At 68.8% G+C, this 15,271-nt stretch carries 16 protein-coding genes; 14 read left to right on the top strand and 2 right to left on the bottom strand.

From position 1 onward, the window contains the following. Positions 1-4 precede the first annotated feature (4 nt). The 5 genes from IE266_RS00195 (at position 5) to dxs (ending at position 4,751) form a co-directional block, all read left to right on the top strand. Positions 5-706, top strand: a complete 702-nt coding sequence (locus IE266_RS00195; RefSeq protein ID WP_189678013.1) for a response regulator — start codon at positions 5-7, stop codon at positions 704-706. A gap of 67 nt (positions 707-773) precedes the next feature. After that, positions 774-1,700, top strand: coding sequence for a histone deacetylase family protein (locus tag IE266_RS00190; protein WP_189678012.1), 927 nt, complete (start codon positions 774-776; stop codon positions 1,698-1,700). After that, a complete protein-coding gene (locus IE266_RS00185) occupies positions 1,697-1,939 on the top strand; it encodes an exodeoxyribonuclease VII small subunit (protein ID WP_189678011.1) in 243 nt (80 codons plus the stop codon). Before IE266_RS00190 ends, IE266_RS00185 begins: the two co-directional genes overlap by 4 nt. Further along, a complete protein-coding gene (locus IE266_RS00180; RefSeq protein ID WP_189678010.1) occupies positions 1,940-2,806 on the top strand; it encodes a polyprenyl synthetase family protein in 867 nt (288 codons plus the stop codon). A gap of 16 nt (positions 2,807-2,822) precedes the next feature. Then, positions 2,823-4,751, top strand: coding sequence for a 1-deoxy-D-xylulose-5-phosphate synthase (dxs, locus tag IE266_RS00175; protein WP_189678009.1), 1,929 nt, complete (start codon positions 2,823-2,825; stop codon positions 4,749-4,751). 140 nt (positions 4,752-4,891) lie between these two features. Here dxs and IE266_RS00170 read toward each other — a convergent pair whose 3' ends face one another. After that, positions 4,892-5,749, bottom strand: a complete 858-nt coding sequence (locus tag IE266_RS00170) for an SDR family oxidoreductase (RefSeq protein WP_189678008.1) — start codon at positions 5,747-5,749, stop codon at positions 4,892-4,894. Between the two features lie 108 nt (positions 5,750-5,857). On the opposite strand from IE266_RS00170, the gene paaA reads away from it, so the two are divergent. The 6 genes from paaA (at position 5,858) to IE266_RS00140 (ending at position 10,133) form a co-directional block, all read left to right on the top strand. Then, entirely contained in the window at positions 5,858-6,841 is a 984-nt protein-coding gene (gene paaA, locus IE266_RS00165; protein ID WP_189678007.1) for a 1,2-phenylacetyl-CoA epoxidase subunit PaaA, read from the top strand. 70 nt (positions 6,842-6,911) lie between these two features. Then, positions 6,912-7,193 carry a 1,2-phenylacetyl-CoA epoxidase subunit PaaB gene (paaB, locus tag IE266_RS00160; RefSeq protein ID WP_189678006.1) on the top strand — a complete coding sequence of 94 codons (282 nt, stop codon included), beginning with the start codon at positions 6,912-6,914 and terminating at the stop codon, positions 7,191-7,193. Then, positions 7,193-7,921, top strand: coding sequence for a 1,2-phenylacetyl-CoA epoxidase subunit PaaC (gene paaC, locus IE266_RS00155; protein WP_189678005.1), 729 nt, complete (start codon positions 7,193-7,195; stop codon positions 7,919-7,921). The genes paaB and paaC overlap by 1 nt, the downstream gene beginning before the upstream one ends. Further along, positions 7,915-8,400, top strand: a complete 486-nt coding sequence (gene paaD, locus IE266_RS00150; protein WP_189678004.1) for a 1,2-phenylacetyl-CoA epoxidase subunit PaaD — start codon at positions 7,915-7,917, stop codon at positions 8,398-8,400. The genes paaC and paaD overlap by 7 nt, the downstream gene beginning before the upstream one ends. A 7-nt stretch (positions 8,401-8,407) precedes the next feature. Further along, positions 8,408-9,457 carry a 1,2-phenylacetyl-CoA epoxidase subunit PaaE gene (gene paaE / locus IE266_RS00145; RefSeq protein WP_189678003.1) on the top strand — a complete coding sequence of 350 codons (1,050 nt, stop codon included), beginning with the start codon at positions 8,408-8,410 and terminating at the stop codon, positions 9,455-9,457. 43 nt (positions 9,458-9,500) lie between these two features. Further along, the gene (locus IE266_RS00140; protein WP_189678002.1) at positions 9,501-10,133 is read left to right on the top strand and encodes a class I SAM-dependent DNA methyltransferase; all 633 of its coding nucleotides are present in this window, start codon (positions 9,501-9,503) and stop codon (positions 10,131-10,133) included. Between the two features lie 217 nt (positions 10,134-10,350). Here the strand turns inward: IE266_RS00140 and IE266_RS00135 are convergent, their stop codons facing one another. Next, positions 10,351-10,845, bottom strand: a complete 495-nt coding sequence (locus IE266_RS00135) for an SH3 domain-containing protein (protein ID WP_373310468.1) — start codon at positions 10,843-10,845, stop codon at positions 10,351-10,353. Between the two features lie 153 nt (positions 10,846-10,998). Between IE266_RS00135 and IE266_RS00130 the strand changes: the two genes are divergently transcribed. The 3 genes from IE266_RS00130 to IE266_RS00120 all read left to right on the top strand — a co-directional run bounded on the left by IE266_RS00130 (position 10,999) and on the right by IE266_RS00120 (position 15,230). After that, a complete protein-coding gene (locus tag IE266_RS00130; protein WP_189678000.1) occupies positions 10,999-11,985 on the top strand; it encodes a 2-hydroxyacid dehydrogenase in 987 nt (328 codons plus the stop codon). A 68-nt stretch (positions 11,986-12,053) separates the two neighbouring features. Then, on the top strand, positions 12,054-13,823 hold the full coding sequence (gene ggt / locus IE266_RS00125; RefSeq protein ID WP_189677999.1) for a gamma-glutamyltransferase: 1,770 nt from the start codon (positions 12,054-12,056) through the stop codon (positions 13,821-13,823). Between the two features lie 3 nt (positions 13,824-13,826). Continuing rightward, entirely contained in the window at positions 13,827-15,230 is a 1,404-nt protein-coding gene (locus IE266_RS00120) for an FAD-binding oxidoreductase (RefSeq protein ID WP_189677998.1), read from the top strand. The last annotated feature ends 41 nt before the right edge of the window (positions 15,231-15,271 follow it).

Genomic DNA, 15,271 nt, shown 5'->3' with positions numbered 1-15,271 from the left:
CCACATGAGCGACCTCGACGCGCATCTGCTGATCGTCGATGACGACGAACGGATCCGGGAACTTCTGAAGAAGTTCCTGATCCGTCACGGATTCCTCGTCACCGCCGCGCGCGATGCCGCCCATGCGCGGCGGGTGCTCTCGGGGCTGGACTTCGACCTGATCGTGCTTGACGTGATGATGCCGGGCGAGGACGGGATCAGCCTGACGCGGGCGCTGCGGGCCACCAAGAACACGCCGATCCTGCTGCTGACCGCGCGCGGCGAGACCGAGAACCGCATCGCCGGGCTCGAGGCCGGCGCGGACGACTACCTCGCCAAGCCCTTCGAGCCGAAGGAACTGCTGCTGCGGATCAACGCGATCCTGCGGCGGATGCCCGACACGCCCGCCGAGGCGACCACGCCGAAGATCCTGCACCTCGGCCCGGTGCGCTATGACATCGAGCGCGGCGAGATGTGGCAGGGCGACCAGCTGGTGCGCCTGACCGCCACCGAGAGCCAGCTGATGAAGATCTTCTCGGTGCGCCCGGGCGAGGCGGTGAGCCGGACCAAGCTGGTCGAGGACCTGGGTCGCGACCGCGGACAGGCGCAGGAGCGGGCGGTCGACGTGCAGATCACCCGGCTGCGGCGCAAGATCGAAAGCAACCCGCGCCAGCCGCGCTACCTGCAGACGGTGCGCGGAGCGGGCTACATGCTGGCGCCCGACTGATCCGTTGCGCCGGCGGCGGGCTCGGTCTGGAGTATTTGGAAAGAGAAGAAGCACGAGGGGGAGCTTCATGACGACAGCCCTGATCACCCATGCCGATTGCCTCGCGCATGTCACGCCCGAGGGGCACCCCGAGCGGGTGGCGCGGCTGGAGCATGTGCTGCACGCGCTCGAACCGCTCGACCTGCAGCGGGTGACCGCGCCGCTGGCCGCCGAGGACGACATCCTGCGCCTGCACCCGGCGGCCTATCTCGCCGACCTCAAGCGGCAGAGCCCGGCCGAGGGCTGGGCGCAGCTCGACGATGACACCTTCCTGTCGCCGGGCTCGATGACCGCGGCCTTCCGGGCGGCGGGGGCGGCGCTGCGGGCGGTGGACATGGTGCTGGGCGGCGAGGTGAAGAACGCCTTTGCCGCGATCCGCCCGCCGGGGCACCATGCCGAGACCGCGACGCCGATGGGTTTCTGCATCTTCGGCAATGCCGCGCTGGCGGCGAAACACGCGCTGGATTTTCACGGGCTCAAGCGGGTGGCGGTGGTCGATTTCGACGTGCACCACGGCAATGGCACGCAGGAGCTGCTCTGGGACGAGCCGCGCGCGCTGGTGGTGACCAGCCAGCAGATGCCGCTCTGGCCGGGTACCGGCAAGCCGAGCGAGACCGGGGCGCATGACACCATCCTGAACATCCCGCTGCCGCCGGGCAGCGATGGCGCGGCGATGCGGGCGGAATACGAGCGCCTCGTCTTCCCGCGCCTGCGCGCCTTCGCGCCGGAGCTCATCATCATCTCGGCCGGGTTCGACGCCCATGCCGACGATCCGCTGGCCGAGCTGATGTGGGAGACGCAGGATTTCGCCTGGCTGACCGAGCGGCTTTGCGCCATCGCCGAGGAGGTCTGCGGCGGCCGCGTGGTCTCGACACTCGAAGGCGGCTATGATCTGAGGGCGCTCGCCGTTTCGGCGAAAGCGCATGTGGAAGAACTGATGAAGGCCGGACAATGAGCGAAAGACCCGTCAACGAGATGTCCTTCGAGGAGGCGATGAAGGAACTGGAGTCGGTGGTCGACGCGCTGGAGCGCGGCGACGTGGCGCTGGATGCCTCGATCGCGCTTTATGAACGCGGCGCGCTGCTGAAGAAGCGTTGCGAGGACGAGCTGAAGCGCGCCGAGGAGAAGGTGGCGGCGATCACGCTTGGCGCCGATGGCGCGCCCACCGGATTGAAGCCCGTCGAAGGCCTCTGAATGTTTTCCCAGCGCCTGAGCGAGGCGGCGGCGGCGGTCGAAGCGCATCTGGCCCTCGTGATGGAAGGCTATGGCACGCTGCCGGTGGTCGAGGCGATGCGCTATGGCGCGCGCGGCGGCAAGCGGCTGCGGGCCTTCCTGGTGCTGGAGAGCGCGCGGCTGCACAGTGTCGAGGCGGCGCGGGCGATCTGGCCGGCGGCGGCGATCGAGGCGATGCATGCCTACAGCCTGGTCCATGACGACCTGCCCTGCATGGATGACGACGACCTGCGGCGCGGGCTGCCGACCGTGCACATCGCCTGGGACGAGGCAACCGCCGTGCTGGCGGGCGACGCCCTTCAGGCGCTGGCCTTCGAGTTGGCCGCCCATCCCGGCTGCGGCCCGCCCGAGGTGCGCGCCGAACTGGCGCTGAGCCTGGCCCGCGCGGCCGGGGCCGGTGGCATGGTGCGCGGCCAGGCGCTCGACATGGCGGCCGAGACGGCAGTCGAACCGCTGACCCTGGCGGGCATTACCGAGTTGCAGGCGGGCAAGACCGGCGCGCTCTTCGAATGGTCGGCCTGCGCCGGCGCGCGCCTGGCCGGTGCCGATATCGCGCCGCTTTCGGCCTATGCGCAGGGGCTGGGCCTGGCCTTCCAGATCGCCGACGACATCCTCGACGTCGAGGGCGATGCGGCCAAGACCGGCAAGGCCGTCGGCAAGGATGCGGCGGCGGGCAAGGCCACCTTCGTCTCGCTGCTGGGGCTGGACGCGGCAAGGCGACGCGCCCGCGACCTGGTGGAATCCGCCTGCGCCGCGCTAGATCCCTATGGCAAGCGGGCCGAAAGCTTGCGGGAAGCTGCCCGTTTCGTTATTGCCCGCGAGCATTGAACGAGGACACGCGCGCTTGACCGACCGCCCCGCCACTCCGCTGCTGGACCGGATCCAGCGGCCCGCCGACATGAAGCGGCTCAGCGATCGCGAGCTGGTCCAGCTGGCGGGCGAGCTGCGTGCCGAGACGATCTCGGCGGTTTCGGTCACCGGCGGCCACCTGGGCGCGGGCCTGGGCGTGGTCGAGCTGACGGTGGCGCTGCACGCGGTCTTCGACACCCCGCGCGACAAGATCATCTGGGACGTCGGCCACCAGTGCTATCCGCACAAGATCCTGACCGAACGGCGCGACCGCATCCGCACCCTGCGCATGAAGGGCGGCCTCTCGGGCTTCACCAAGCGCAGCGAAAGCCCCTATGACCCCTTCGGCGCGGCGCATAGCTCGACCTCGATCAGCGCGGCGCTGGGCCTGGCGGTGGCGCGCGACCTGGGCGGCGTCACCCCCGAAGGCATCGGCGACACCATCGCGGTGATCGGCGATGGCGCGATGAGCGCGGGCATGGCCTTCGAGGCGATGAACAACGCCGGCCACCTGAAGAAGCGGATGATCGTCATCCTGAACGACAACGAGATGAGCATCGCGCCCCCGGTCGGCGCGCTGTCCTCCTATCTCTCGCGACTTTATGCCGAGGCGCCGTTCCAGGAGCTGAAGGCGGCGGCCAAGGGCGCCGTCTCGCTGCTGCCCGAGCCGTTCCGCGAGGGCGCCAAGCGCGCCAAGGACATGCTCAAGGGGCTGGCGGTGGGCGGCACGCTCTTCGAATCTCTGGGCTTCTCCTATGTCGGGCCGATCGATGGCCATGACATGAACCAGCTGCTGCCGGTGCTGCGCACGGTGCGCGACCGGGCGACCGGGCCGATCCTGATCCACGTGCTGACCCAGAAGGGCAAGGGCTACGCCCCGGCCGAGAAGGCGCGCGACAAGGGCCACGCCACCGCCAAGTTCGACGTGGTGACCGGGGTGCAGGCCAAGGCCAAGTCGAACGCGCCCTCCTATACCAAGGTCTTCGGGGAAACCCTGACCCGGCTGGCCGCCGATGACAGCCGGATCTGCGCGGTGACGGCGGCGATGCCGGATGGCACCGGGCTGAACCTCTTTGCCGAACGCTATCCCAGCCGCTGCTTCGATGTCGGCATCGCCGAACAGCATGGCGTGACCTTTGCCGCCGGGCTGGCGGCGGGCGGGATGCGGCCGTTCTGCGCGATGTATTCGACCTTCCTGCAACGCGGCTATGACCAGGTGGTGCATGACGTGGCGATCCAGCGCCTGCCCGTGCGCTTCGCCATCGACCGCGCCGGGCTGGTCGGAGCCGACGGCGCGACCCATGCCGGCGCCTTCGACATTGCCTTCCTGGCCAACCTGCCGGGGTTCGTGGTGATGGCGGCGGCGGACGAGGCGGAACTGGTGCATATGGTGGCCACGGCCGCGGCGCATGACGAAGGCCCGATAGCCTTCCGCTATCCGCGCGGCGACGGCACCGGGGTGGACCTGCCCGAGACCGGCCGGGTGCTGGAGATCGGCAAGGGCCGGATCATCCGCGAAGGCGGCCGGGTGGCGATCCTGTCCTTCGGCACGCGGCTCGCCGAGGTCGAGAAGGCCGCCGAGGCCCTGGCCGCGCGGGGCGTCAGCCCGACCGTGGCCGACGCCCGCTTTGCCAAGCCGCTGGACGAGGAGCTGATCCTGCGCCTGGCGCGCGAGCACGAGGCGCTGCTGACCATCGAGGAAGGCGCGGTGGGCGGTTTCGGCAGCCAGGTCGCGCAGCTGCTGGCCGAGCGTGGGGTCTTCGACAACGGGCTGAAGTTCCGCTCGATGGTGCTGCCCGATATCTTCATCGACCAGGCCAGCCCCGAGGACATGTATGCCGTCGCGGGGATGAATGCCGAGCAGATCGAGGCAAAGGTGCTCGACGTGCTGGGCGTGACCCGGATCGGCGAGAAACGCGCCTGAGCGGGCGGCGGGGTGAACCCCGCCCTACGCGCTTGCCGCAGGTCCACGCCCGATGGCCGCCGTCGCCTGGGGGCGCTGCCCCCGCCGCGCGTTCCGCGCGACTCCCCTGGAGATATTTTTGAAGAAGAGAAGCAGGGGGGTTAGTCTTCCTCGGCGTGCAGCAGGGCCTGCAGGCCGGTCCGATAGTCGGGGTAGAGCAGTTTGACCCCGAGTTCCTCCTTGATGCGGGTGTTCCGCACCCGCTTGCTCTCGGCGTAGAAGCTGCGCGCCATCGGGGTCATCTCGGCGCTCTCGTAGGGCACTTCGGGCGGCAGCGGCAGGCCCAGCAGTTCGGCGGCATAGGCGATGACGTCCTGCGGCGCCGCCGGATCGTCGTCGCAGACGTTGTAGACGGCGCCCGGATTGGGCCGCGCGATCGAGGCGGCGAGCACCTGGGCGATGTCCTCGACATGGGTGCGGGAGAAGACCTGGCCCGGCTTGACGATGCGGCGCGCGGTGCCGGCCTTGACCTTGGCGAAGGGGCCCCGGCCGGGGCCGTAGATGCCGGCGAGGCGGAAGATGTGCAGCGGCAGGCCGGGGATGGCCTGCCATTGGGCCTCGGCCAGGACGCGGAGCTGGCCGCGCCGCGTTGCCGGGTCGAGCGGCGCGCTTTCGTCGACCCAGTCGCCGCCGTGGTGGCCGTAGACCCCGGTGGTGGAGAGGTAGCCGGCCCATGCGAGCCTTGGCGCCAGCGCGGCGATCTCGGGCCCGAGTGCCGCCAGCACCGGGTCGCCGGCCTCGGAGGGGGCGGCGGAGGTCAGCAGGTGGGTGGCGCGGTCGAGGCCCTCTGGCGGGCCGTCTCCGGGGAAGAGCACCGGGATCACGCCGGTGGCGCGAATCGCCTGAGCCTTTTCGGGATGCCGGGTGGTGCCGTAGATCGTCCAGCCCTGCGGGATCAGCAGCCGCGCCAGCGCCTGCGAGGAATAGCCATGACCGAAGGAAAACAGTATCTTGTCCATGCGCCTGTTTTCGCAGAGCCGGGCCGCGATGCAAGCGTTACGAAAAATCTTGATTTACAATTTTTCGTAACATATAAATGGCCCACCGGTTTGGAGGAGCCCCAGCCCATGTACAGCCAAGGTCTGATCGGCGCCGATGGGCGCACCGAGGAAAGCCCGGAATTCCTGGCCGCCTTCCAGGCGCGCATCGATGCCGAAGAGAAGATCGAGCCGAACGACGAGATGCCCGAGGGCTATCGCCGCACCCTGGTGCGCCAGATCGGCCAGCACGCGCATTCCGAGATCGTGGGGATGCTGCCCGAGGGCAACTGGATCACCCGCGCGCCCTCGCTGCGCAGGAAGGCCACGCTGCTGGCCAAGGTGCAGGATGAGGGCGGCCACGGCCTCTACCTCTATGCCGCCGCCGAGACGCTGGGCGTTTCGCGCGAGGAGATGACCGAGGAGCTGCTGAGCGGGAAGGCCAAGTATTCCTCGATCTTCAACTATCCGACGCTGTCCTGGGCCGATATCGGCACCATCGGCTGGCTGGTGGATGGCGCGGCGATCATGAACCAGATCCCGCTCTGCCGCTGCTCCTTCGGACCCTACGCCCGCGCGATGATCCGGGTCTGCAAGGAAGAGAGCTTCCACCAGCGCCAGGGCTACGAGATCGTCATGACGCTGGCGCGCGGAACGCCGGAACAGAAGGCGATGGCGCAGGATTCGCTGAACCGCTGGTGGTGGCCCTCGATCATGATGTTCGGCCCCCACGACGCCGACAGCCAGCATTCCGACCAGTCGATGGCCTGGAAGATCAAGCGCTTCACCAATGACGAGCTGCGCCAGAAGTTCATCGACGCCACCGTGCCGCAGGCCGAGTTCCTGGGCCTGACCATCCCCGACCCGGACCTGAAGTGGAACGAGGAGAAGGGCGGCTACGATCACGGCCCGATCGACTGGAGCGAGTTCTGGCGCGTGGTCAAGGGTCATGGGCCCATGGCGCGCGACCGGATCAAGGCGCGCAAGAAGGCCTGGGACGACGGCGCCTGGGTGCGCGAGGCCGCGCTGGCCCATGCCGATAAGCGCCGCGCGCGCAAGATGGCCGCGGAATAGACGGTGAGGCCGGGGGCGCTGCCCCCCGGACCCCCGGAGTATTTATCAAAGAGAAGAAGGAAGGACCGCCATGACTGGTGAAGTGCCCCTTTGGGAAGTGTTCATCCGGCCGCGCAACGGGCTTGCGCACCGGCATGTCGGCTCGCTTCATGCCGCCGACGAGGTGATGGCCCTGCAGGCCGCGCGCGACGTCTATACCCGCCGCGGCGAGGGCAACTCGATCTGGGTGGTGCCGTCGAAGGCGATCACCGCCTCGGATCCCGACCAGGCCGCCGAGAACTTCGAGCCGGGCGAGAAGATCTACCGCCACCCGACCTTCTACGACATCCCCGAAGAAGTGGGGCACATGTGATGGCCCTGTTCGAGGCGCTGCTGGAACTGGCCGACGATCACCTGGTGCTGGGCCATCGCCTCAGCGAATGGTGCGGCCATGCCCCGATGCTGGAAGAGGATCTCGCCATGCCCAACATGGCGCTCGACCTGATCGGCACCGCCCGCAACCTCTACGCCTATGCCGGCGAGGTCGAAGGCAAGGGGCAGAGCGAGGACGATCTTGCCTACCTGCGCGACGAGCGGGCCTATCGCAACCTGCTGCTGGTCGAACGTCCGAACGAGGATTTCGCCCATACCATGCTGCGCCAGCTCTACTTCGCGGCCTTCATGCACCCCTACTGGCAGGCGGCGCTGTCGAGTTCCGACGAGACGGTGCGCGGCATCGCCGGCAAGGCGGTCAAGGAGATGGCCTATCACATCCGCCACGCTGGCGAATGGGTGGTGCGCCTGGGCGACGGCACCGAGGAAAGCGCGCGGCGGATGAAGGATGCCGTCTTTGCGCTGTCGATCTACGTCGACGAGCTCTTCGAGGAAGGCGCCGGAGACGATGCGCTGCCCTCGCGCGCCGCGATCCGGCCGGTCTTCGACAAGACCATCGCGCGGATTTTCGACGAGGCCGGGCTCGAGAGCCTCGAAGTGCCCTTCCCGCAGAGCGGCGGCCGCGACGGGCGCCACGGCGAGGGCTTGGGGCACATGCTGGCCGAGATGCAGTCCGTCTACCGGGCGCATCCGGGCGCGTCGTGGTAGACCAGGCGCAGACCCGCGCCTGGGCGGCGGCGGCCTCGGTCCCCGACCCCGAGGTGCCCTGTGTCACGGTGGAAGACCTCGGCATCCTGCGCTGGGTGCGCGTCGAGGGCAATGTCGCGGTGGCCGGCGTCACGCCGACCTACTCGGGCTGCCCCGCCGTGCTGGCCATCGAGTTCGCCATCGAGGCGGCGCTGCGCGAGGCCGGCTTCGAGGCCCGGATCGAGCGGGTGATGAGCCCGCCCTGGACCACCGACTGGGTCACGCCCGAGGGCCGCGAGAAGCTGCGCGCCTATGGCATCGCCCCGCCGGAACAGGCCACGGGATCAAAGCTCGCGCTCTTCGGCGAGACCACGGTAGCCTGCCCGCGCTGCGGCTCGACCCATACCGAGCGGCTGTCGGAATTCGGCTCGACCGCCTGCAAGGCGCAGTATCGCTGTCTCTCCTGCAGCGAACCCTTCGACTATTTCAAATGCATCTGAGGATCCCATGTTCTACGACCTGACGATCAGCGACGTGCGCCGCGAAACCGATGACGCCGTGGCGATCAGCTTCGAGGTGCCCAGGGCGCTGAGCGAGGCCTATGACTTCGCGCCGGGCCAGTATCTGACGCTGCGCGCCGAGGTGAACGGGCAGGATGTCCGCCGCAGCTACTCCATTGCAAGCGCGCCTGGCGAGCCGCTGACGGTTGGGGTGCGCAAGATCCAGGACGGCACCTTCTCGGCCTTCGCCCACGGGCTGCAGCCGGGGCAGGTGATCTCGGTGATGCCGCCCGAGGGGCATTTCACCTGCACGTCCGAGCGCAACATCGTGCTGATCGCCGCCGGCTCGGGCGTCACCCCGATGATCTCGATCGCCGCCGCTGCCCTGGCGCGCAAGGCGCGGGTGACGCTGGTCTACGGCAACCGCACCACCGACAGCATCATGTTCCGCGAGGCGCTGGCCGCGCTCAAGGACCGCTACATCGACCGCTTCACCCTGCTGCATATCCTCAGCCGCGAGCCGCAGGATGTGCCCTTGTTCAACGGGCGGATCTCGGGCGAGAAGATCGCGGCGCTGGCACAGGCCGGCGCGATCGACCTCGACGGCTCCGACGGGATCTTCCTCTGCGGGCCGACCGAGATGATCCGCGACGTGACCGAGACCCTGCGCGCCCGCGGCATCCGCAGCGCCGGCATCCATTACGAGCTGTTCTACGTCGATGGCGAACCGCAGCGGAAGGCGCGCTCGGCCGAGGCGGTGAGCGCGGCGCAGAAGGGGGTCGAGGTCTCGGTCGTGCTCGACGGCAGCCAGAAGGCCTTCCGCTTCGAATCGGGCGACGAGTCGGTGGTTACCGCGGCGGCCCGCCAGGGGCTCGACCTGCCCTATTCCTGCAAGGGCGGCATGTGCTGCACCTGCCGCTGCAAGGTGGTCGAGGGCAGCGCCGAGATGGCGGTGAACTACTCGCTGGAACAGTGGGAGATGGACGCGGGCTTCACCCTCGCCTGCCAGGCCCGCCCGACCTCCGACCGGCTGGTGCTGGATTTCGACGCCGCGTAAGGCAAAACTTGAGTCGAATCGCGCATCGGCCTTTCATGGGGGCATGACCCGCAAGACGCCCGACCTGACCGCCGCCTATGCGCTGAATTCGCCCGAGGAGTCGCGGCGGCTCTACGCCGAATGGGCGGGCGACTACGACAGCGCCTTCGCCGCGCGCGAGGACTACCAGCTGCATGTCCATACCGCGCGCGCCTTCGTCGGCGCGGGCGGGCAGGGGCCGGTGCTCGACGTCGGCGCCGGCACCGGGCTTTGCGGCGCGGTGCTCTCGGATTTCGGCGTCGGGCCGATCGACGCCACGGATATCTCCGAGGCAATGCTGCGTCAGGCCATGCGCAAGGACATCTACCGCGACGCCATCCCGGCCGATGTGAACGAGGGCATTCCGGTCCCGGCCGAGAGCTATTCCGGCATCGTCTCCTCGGGCACCTTCACCACCGGCCACCTCGGCCCCGAGGCGCTCGACCAGTTGCTGCGGGTGGCGCGGCCGGGCGCCGTCTTCGCGCTCTCGATCAATGCCCGGCACTACGCCGCCGCCGGTTTCGCGGCGGCCTTCGAGCGCCTGGGCCGCGGCGCGATCCAGAAGCTGAGCCTGACCGAGGTGCCGATCTACGGCTCGCTTGCCACCGGCGACCACCGCGACGACCTCGCCCTGATCGCGGTCTTCGAAAAGGCCTGAGCCAGCGCCGCGCCCGCCCTTTCTCTTCTTTCCAAATACCTCCGGGGGAGTCGACCGCAGGGAGACGGGGGCAGCGCCCCCAGGCCACGCCGCCACGGGTGTCGACGCCCGTGGTCGGCGCCTTCCCGGCAGCGTCCCGGATTCACTCCCTCGTGTTTTCAAATGATTCCAATAACTTGACCCCCCGTCCTAGCTGGGACACTCTTGCGGAGGCCGATTATTCGCGGATTTCGTCCTTGCCGACGCCCCAGAGCGCGGTCTTCTCGATCCAGCCCTTGTAGCCTCCGGCCGAGACCCGGCACCACTCCGGCGTGCACTCGCCCAGCCGCGCCACCACGCCGAGTTCGAAGGCCGCATCCACCGGCGACCCGGCATCGGGCCGGGTATGGATCGGCGCCATGTCCTGCTCGATCAGCACGGTCCGCACCCCCGAGAGCAGCGCGTAATGCACCCATCCCCCGGCCCCGTCCCGGTCCTGCACCCGCCGCCAGTGACCATGTTCCGCGGTGATCTCCAGCGGCATGTCCCGCCGCTTGAACACCCAGTCGATCCGATGGGTCAGCGACGGCCCGCGCCGCACGTTCCCCTCGTTCGCCTTCAACGAGACGAAGCGCGGCAGCGGCAGGTTGGTCACCTGCCCGCGCTTCTCTTCCGCCGCCAAGGCTGCGCCGCAGAGCGCCACGAGGCACCCTGCCGCCAGCAGGCGACTCACATGTCTTCGAATTGTCGTCGTCACGAACTGCCTGCCCGTTTGTCCGTCTTGTCCGGCCGTGGATAAATCGGCCCGAGGGTTCTTGTGCCCCGGATGATCCTGCGCCACGATGGCATGGCGGGCCATGATTTGAGAAGCTTCGGGAGAGCCGTCTTGCCAAGAGAACCCTTGAGTGTTGTCGTTACGCGACGGTTGCCGGAACAGGTCGAGGCCCGCCTCGGCGAGTTGTTCAACGTCCGCCTGCGCAGCGACGACACCCCGATGTCGCGCGAGGAACTGGTCGCCGCCGCCAGGACCGCCGACGTGCTGGTCCCGACGATCACCGACACCATCGATTCGACGCTCCTCGCCCAGGCCGGCGACCGGCTCAAGCTGATCGCCAACTATGGCGCCGGGGTGGACCATATCGACGTGGCGACCGCCCGGCAGCGCGGCGTGCTGGTCTCGAACACCCCCGGCGTGCTGACCGATGACACCGCCGACATGACCATGGCGCTGCTCCTCGCCGTGATCCGCCGCATCCCCGAGGGCATGGCCGTGATGCAGAGCGGCAAGTGGGACGGCTGGGCGCCGACCGCCTTCCTGGGCGGCCGCGTCGGCGGGCGGCGGCTTGGCATTCTCGGCATGGGGCGGATCGGTCAGGCGGTGGCACGCCGTGCGGCGGCCTTCGGGATGCAGGTGCATTACCACAACCGCAAGCGCCTGCGCCCCGAGATCGAGGAGGCGCTGGGCGCGACCTATTGGGAAAGCCTCGACCAGATGGTCAGCCGGATGGACGTGATCTCGGTCAACTGCCCCTCGACGCCCTCGACCTTCCATTTGCTGAACGCGCGCCGGCTCAAGCTGCTGAAGCCGACCGCGGTGCTGGTGAATACCTCGCGCGGCGAGGTGATCGACGAACCCGCCCTGACCCGCATGCTGCGCGACGGCGAGATCGCCGGCGCGGGCCTTGACGTCTACGAGCACGGCTCCGAGGGCAATCCGGCCCTGCGCGAGATGCCCAACGTGGTGATGCTGCCGCATATGGGCTCGGCCACGGTCGAGGGCCGGATCGAGATGGGCGAGAAGGTCATCATCAATATCAAGACCTTCGAGGACGGCCACCGGCCACCCGATCTGGTGGTGCCGTCGATGTTGTAGGGCAAAAGTTTCAAGGAAACTTTTGGCAAGACTTTTTCCAAAAGTCTTGCGTCCTGGGGAGGAAGCCGATGCGCAAACTGTCGATGCTTCTGGCCATGCTGGCCGGTTCCGCCGTTGCCCAGCAGGCCGCGGATGCGGTGCAGCCCGAGGTGATGACCCCGGTGGCCGAGGCCGCCCAGTCTCCGGCCGTGGCGGCCGCCTATGCCGCCAAGGCGGCGGGGCGGCCGGTCGAGGCCGCGCATTGGATGGTGGCGGCCGCCAATCCGCTGGCGGTGGAGGCGGGGGCCAAGGTGCTGGCGGCGGGCGGGTCGGCGGCGGATGCGCTGGTGGCGGTGCAGACCGTGCTGGGGCTGGTCGAGCCGCAATCCTCGGGGCTTGGCGGCGGTGCCTTCTTGCTTTGGTATGACGCGTCGACAGGCGCTCTGACCACGATTGATGCGCGCGAGACCGCGCCGCTGGCGGCGACGCCGTTGCTCTTCCTCGACGCGGCGGGCCAGCCGCTGAAGTTCTTCGACGCGGTGGTCGGCGGGCGATCGGTCGGCACGCCGGGCACCCCGGCGCTGCTGGAAGACGTGCACCGGCGCTGGGGCCGGCTGCCCTGGGCCTCGCTCTTCGATCCGGCCATCGGGCTGGCGCGCGAGGGCTTCGCGGTGTCCGAGCGGCTGAACGCGCTGATCGCCGAAGACCGCGACCGGCTGGCCTCGGCTGCGGGGACCTCTGCCTATTTCCTGACGGCGGAGGGCGAGCCGCTGCCCGTCGGGTACCTGCTGCAGAACCCGGATTACGCTGACACGCTGGCGCTGATGGCGGCAGGCGGGGCAGAGGCCTTCTACACCGGCCCGGTTGCCGCCGATATCGTGCGCGCGGTGCAGGGCGCGCTGGGCAATCCGGGTGTTCTCGCGGCGACTGACCTTGCGCTCTACGAGGTAAAGGAGCGTGCGCCGGTCTGCGCGGTCTATCGTGTCTACGAGGTCTGCGGCATGGGGCCGCCGTCTTCGGGCGGGATCACCGTGGGCCAGATCCTCGGCACGCTGAACGGCGCGCCGATGGGGCCGGCCGACGCGCCCGAGACCTGGCGGCGCATCGGCGATGCCTCGCGCCTGGCCTTTGCCGACCGGGAACGTTTCATCGCTGACAGTGACTTCACCCCGGTGCCGTCGCGCGGCCTGCTCGATCCGGCCTACCTTGCCGGGCGCGCGGCACTGCTGGAGGGCGGCAAGGCGCTGGAGGATGTCCAGCCCGGCAGCCCCGAGTTCGACCATGCCTGGGCCGATGGCGAGGCCATCGAGCTGCCTTCGACCAGCCATGTCACCATCGTCGACCAATATGGCAATGTCGCCGCGATGACGGCCAGCATCGAGAATGTCTTCGGCGCGCGGCTCATGGTGCGGGGGTTCCTGCTGAACAACGAACTGACCGACTTTTCCTTCCGCAGCCACAGGGAGGGCGTGCCCGTCGCCAACCGGGTCGAGCCGGGCAAGCGGCCGCGCTCGTCGATGGCGCCGACGGTGGTGATGCAGGACGGCAAGCCGGTGCTGGCCATCGGCTCGCCTGGGGGGAGCCGGATCATCGGATATGTCGCGCGGGCGATCATCGCCTGGGCCGACTGGGGCATGGATGTGCAGCAGGCGGTGAGCATGGGGCACGGGCTGAACCGTTTCGGCACCTTCGACCTGGAATCCGGGACGGAGGCGGAGGCGCTGAAGGACGGGCTGGAGGGCCTGGGCTTCGAGGTAAAGGTGCAGGACCTGAACTCGGGCCTGCACGCGATCGAGATTGGCGCGATGCTGAAGGGCGGGGCGGACCCGCGCCGCGAAGGCATCGCTTTGGGAGACTAGTGAATGGTGAAGGCGACACGGCTGCCGCGCAACGAGGCCGGCATCGAAACCGCGCTGGGCGTGCTGAAGCAGCGTTTCGGCGAGCGACTGAACACCGGCCAGGCGATCCGCGAGCAGCATGGCCATACGACCACCTGGATCGAGAACCAGGCGCCCGACGCGGTGATCTTTGCCCGCGACACCGCCGAGGTCTCGGAAATCGTCAAGGTCTGCGCGGCGCATAAGGTGCCGGTGATCGCCTATGGCACCGGCACCTCGCTGGAGGGCCATGTCAACGCGCCGGCGGGCGGCGTATGCATCGACCTGATGGAGATGAACAAGGTGCTGGCGGTCCATGCCGAGGATCTCGACTGCGTGGTCCAGCCCGGCGTCACCCGCGAGGCGCTGAACACGCATCTGCGCGACATGGGGCTGTTCTTCCCGATCGACCCCGGCGCCAATGCCTCGCTGGGGGGGATGGCCGCAACGCGTGCGAGCGGCACCAATGCGGTGCGCTATGGCACGATGAAGGACAACATCATCGCGCTCGAAGCGGTGATGGCCGACGGCACGGTGATCCGCACGGCGAAGCGGGCCAAGAAATCCTCGGCCGGGTACGACCTGACGCGGCTGCTGATCGGCTCGGAAGGCACGCTGGGCATCATCACCGAGATCACCCTGCGCCTGCAGGGCATCCCCGAGGCGATCCGCGCCGCGCGCTGCTCCTTCCCGACGGTGGATGCGGCCTGTCGGGCGGTGATGGGGACGATCCAGTATGGCGTCCCGGTTGCCCGGATCGAGATCATGGACGCGCTGCAGGTCAAGGCGGTCAACGCCTATTCCAAGCTGAGCCTGCCCGAGACGCCGCTGCTGCTGCTGGAGTTCCACGGCTCGGAAGCCGGCGTGGCCGAGCAGTCTGAGACCTTTGGCGCCATCGCGGAGGAGTTCGGTGCGACCGGCTTCGAGGCGACCACGACGGTGGAAGAGCGCAACCGGCTGTGGAAGGCGCGGCACGATGCCTATTGGTCGGTGCTGGCGCTGCGGCCCGGCGCCAAGGGCATCGGCACCGATGTCTGCGTGCCGATCTCGCGGCTGGCCGATTGCGTGACCCAGGCGCAGACCAAGCTGGAGGAGTTGAAGCTGATCGCGCCGATCGTCGGCCATGTCGGCGACGGCAACTTCCACTGCTCGATCCTGGTCGACATGGAGGACGAGGCAGAGGTCGAGCGCGCCGACGGCTTTGTCGGCTGGCTGAACGACCTGGCGATCTCGATGGATGGCACCTGCACCGGCGAGCATGGCATCGGCCAGGGCAAGCGGCCCTACCTGCAGCGCGAGCTGGGGCCGGCAACGCGATTCATGGCGGCGGTGAAGGCGGCGCTGGACCCGGATCACATCATGAACCCCGGCAAGATCCTCGCCGACTGAGCCCTTTTCTGCGAAGGCGCGGCGGCGGGAGGCCCGCGCCG

Origin of the sequence: Seohaeicola zhoushanensis (genome assembly GCF_014656415.1) — a bacterium.
Taxonomy (GTDB): Bacteria; Pseudomonadota; Alphaproteobacteria; order Rhodobacterales; family Rhodobacteraceae; genus Seohaeicola_A; species Seohaeicola_A zhoushanensis.
The sequence above is the reverse complement of the archived record's forward strand: the minus strand, read 5'-3'. Positions and strand labels throughout refer to the sequence as shown.

Bases quoted from the DNA above. Each gene is read 5' to 3' on its own strand.
- IE266_RS00195 (WP_189678013.1), top strand. From the start codon at position 5: ATGAGCGACCTCGACGCGCATCTGCTGATCGTCGATGACGACGAACGG.
- IE266_RS00190 (WP_189678012.1), top strand. From the start codon at position 774: ATGACGACAGCCCTGATCACCCATGCCGATTGCCTCGCGCATGTCACG.
- IE266_RS00185 (WP_189678011.1), top strand. From the start codon at position 1,697: ATGAGCGAAAGACCCGTCAACGAGATGTCCTTCGAGGAGGCGATGAAG.
- IE266_RS00180 (WP_189678010.1), top strand. From the start codon at position 1,940: ATGTTTTCCCAGCGCCTGAGCGAGGCGGCGGCGGCGGTCGAAGCGCAT.
- IE266_RS00170 (WP_189678008.1), bottom strand. From the start codon at position 5,749: ATGGACAAGATACTGTTTTCCTTCGGTCATGGCTATTCCTCGCAGGCG.
- paaA (WP_189678007.1), top strand. From the start codon at position 5,858: ATGTACAGCCAAGGTCTGATCGGCGCCGATGGGCGCACCGAGGAAAGC.
- paaB (WP_189678006.1), top strand. From the start codon at position 6,912: ATGACTGGTGAAGTGCCCCTTTGGGAAGTGTTCATCCGGCCGCGCAAC.
- paaC (WP_189678005.1), top strand. From the start codon at position 7,193: ATGGCCCTGTTCGAGGCGCTGCTGGAACTGGCCGACGATCACCTGGTG.
- paaE (WP_189678003.1), top strand. From the start codon at position 8,408: ATGTTCTACGACCTGACGATCAGCGACGTGCGCCGCGAAACCGATGAC.
- IE266_RS00140 (WP_189678002.1), top strand. From the start codon at position 9,501: ATGACCCGCAAGACGCCCGACCTGACCGCCGCCTATGCGCTGAATTCG.
- ggt (WP_189677999.1), top strand. From the start codon at position 12,054: ATGCGCAAACTGTCGATGCTTCTGGCCATGCTGGCCGGTTCCGCCGTT.
- IE266_RS00120 (WP_189677998.1), top strand. From the start codon at position 13,827: ATGGTGAAGGCGACACGGCTGCCGCGCAACGAGGCCGGCATCGAAACC.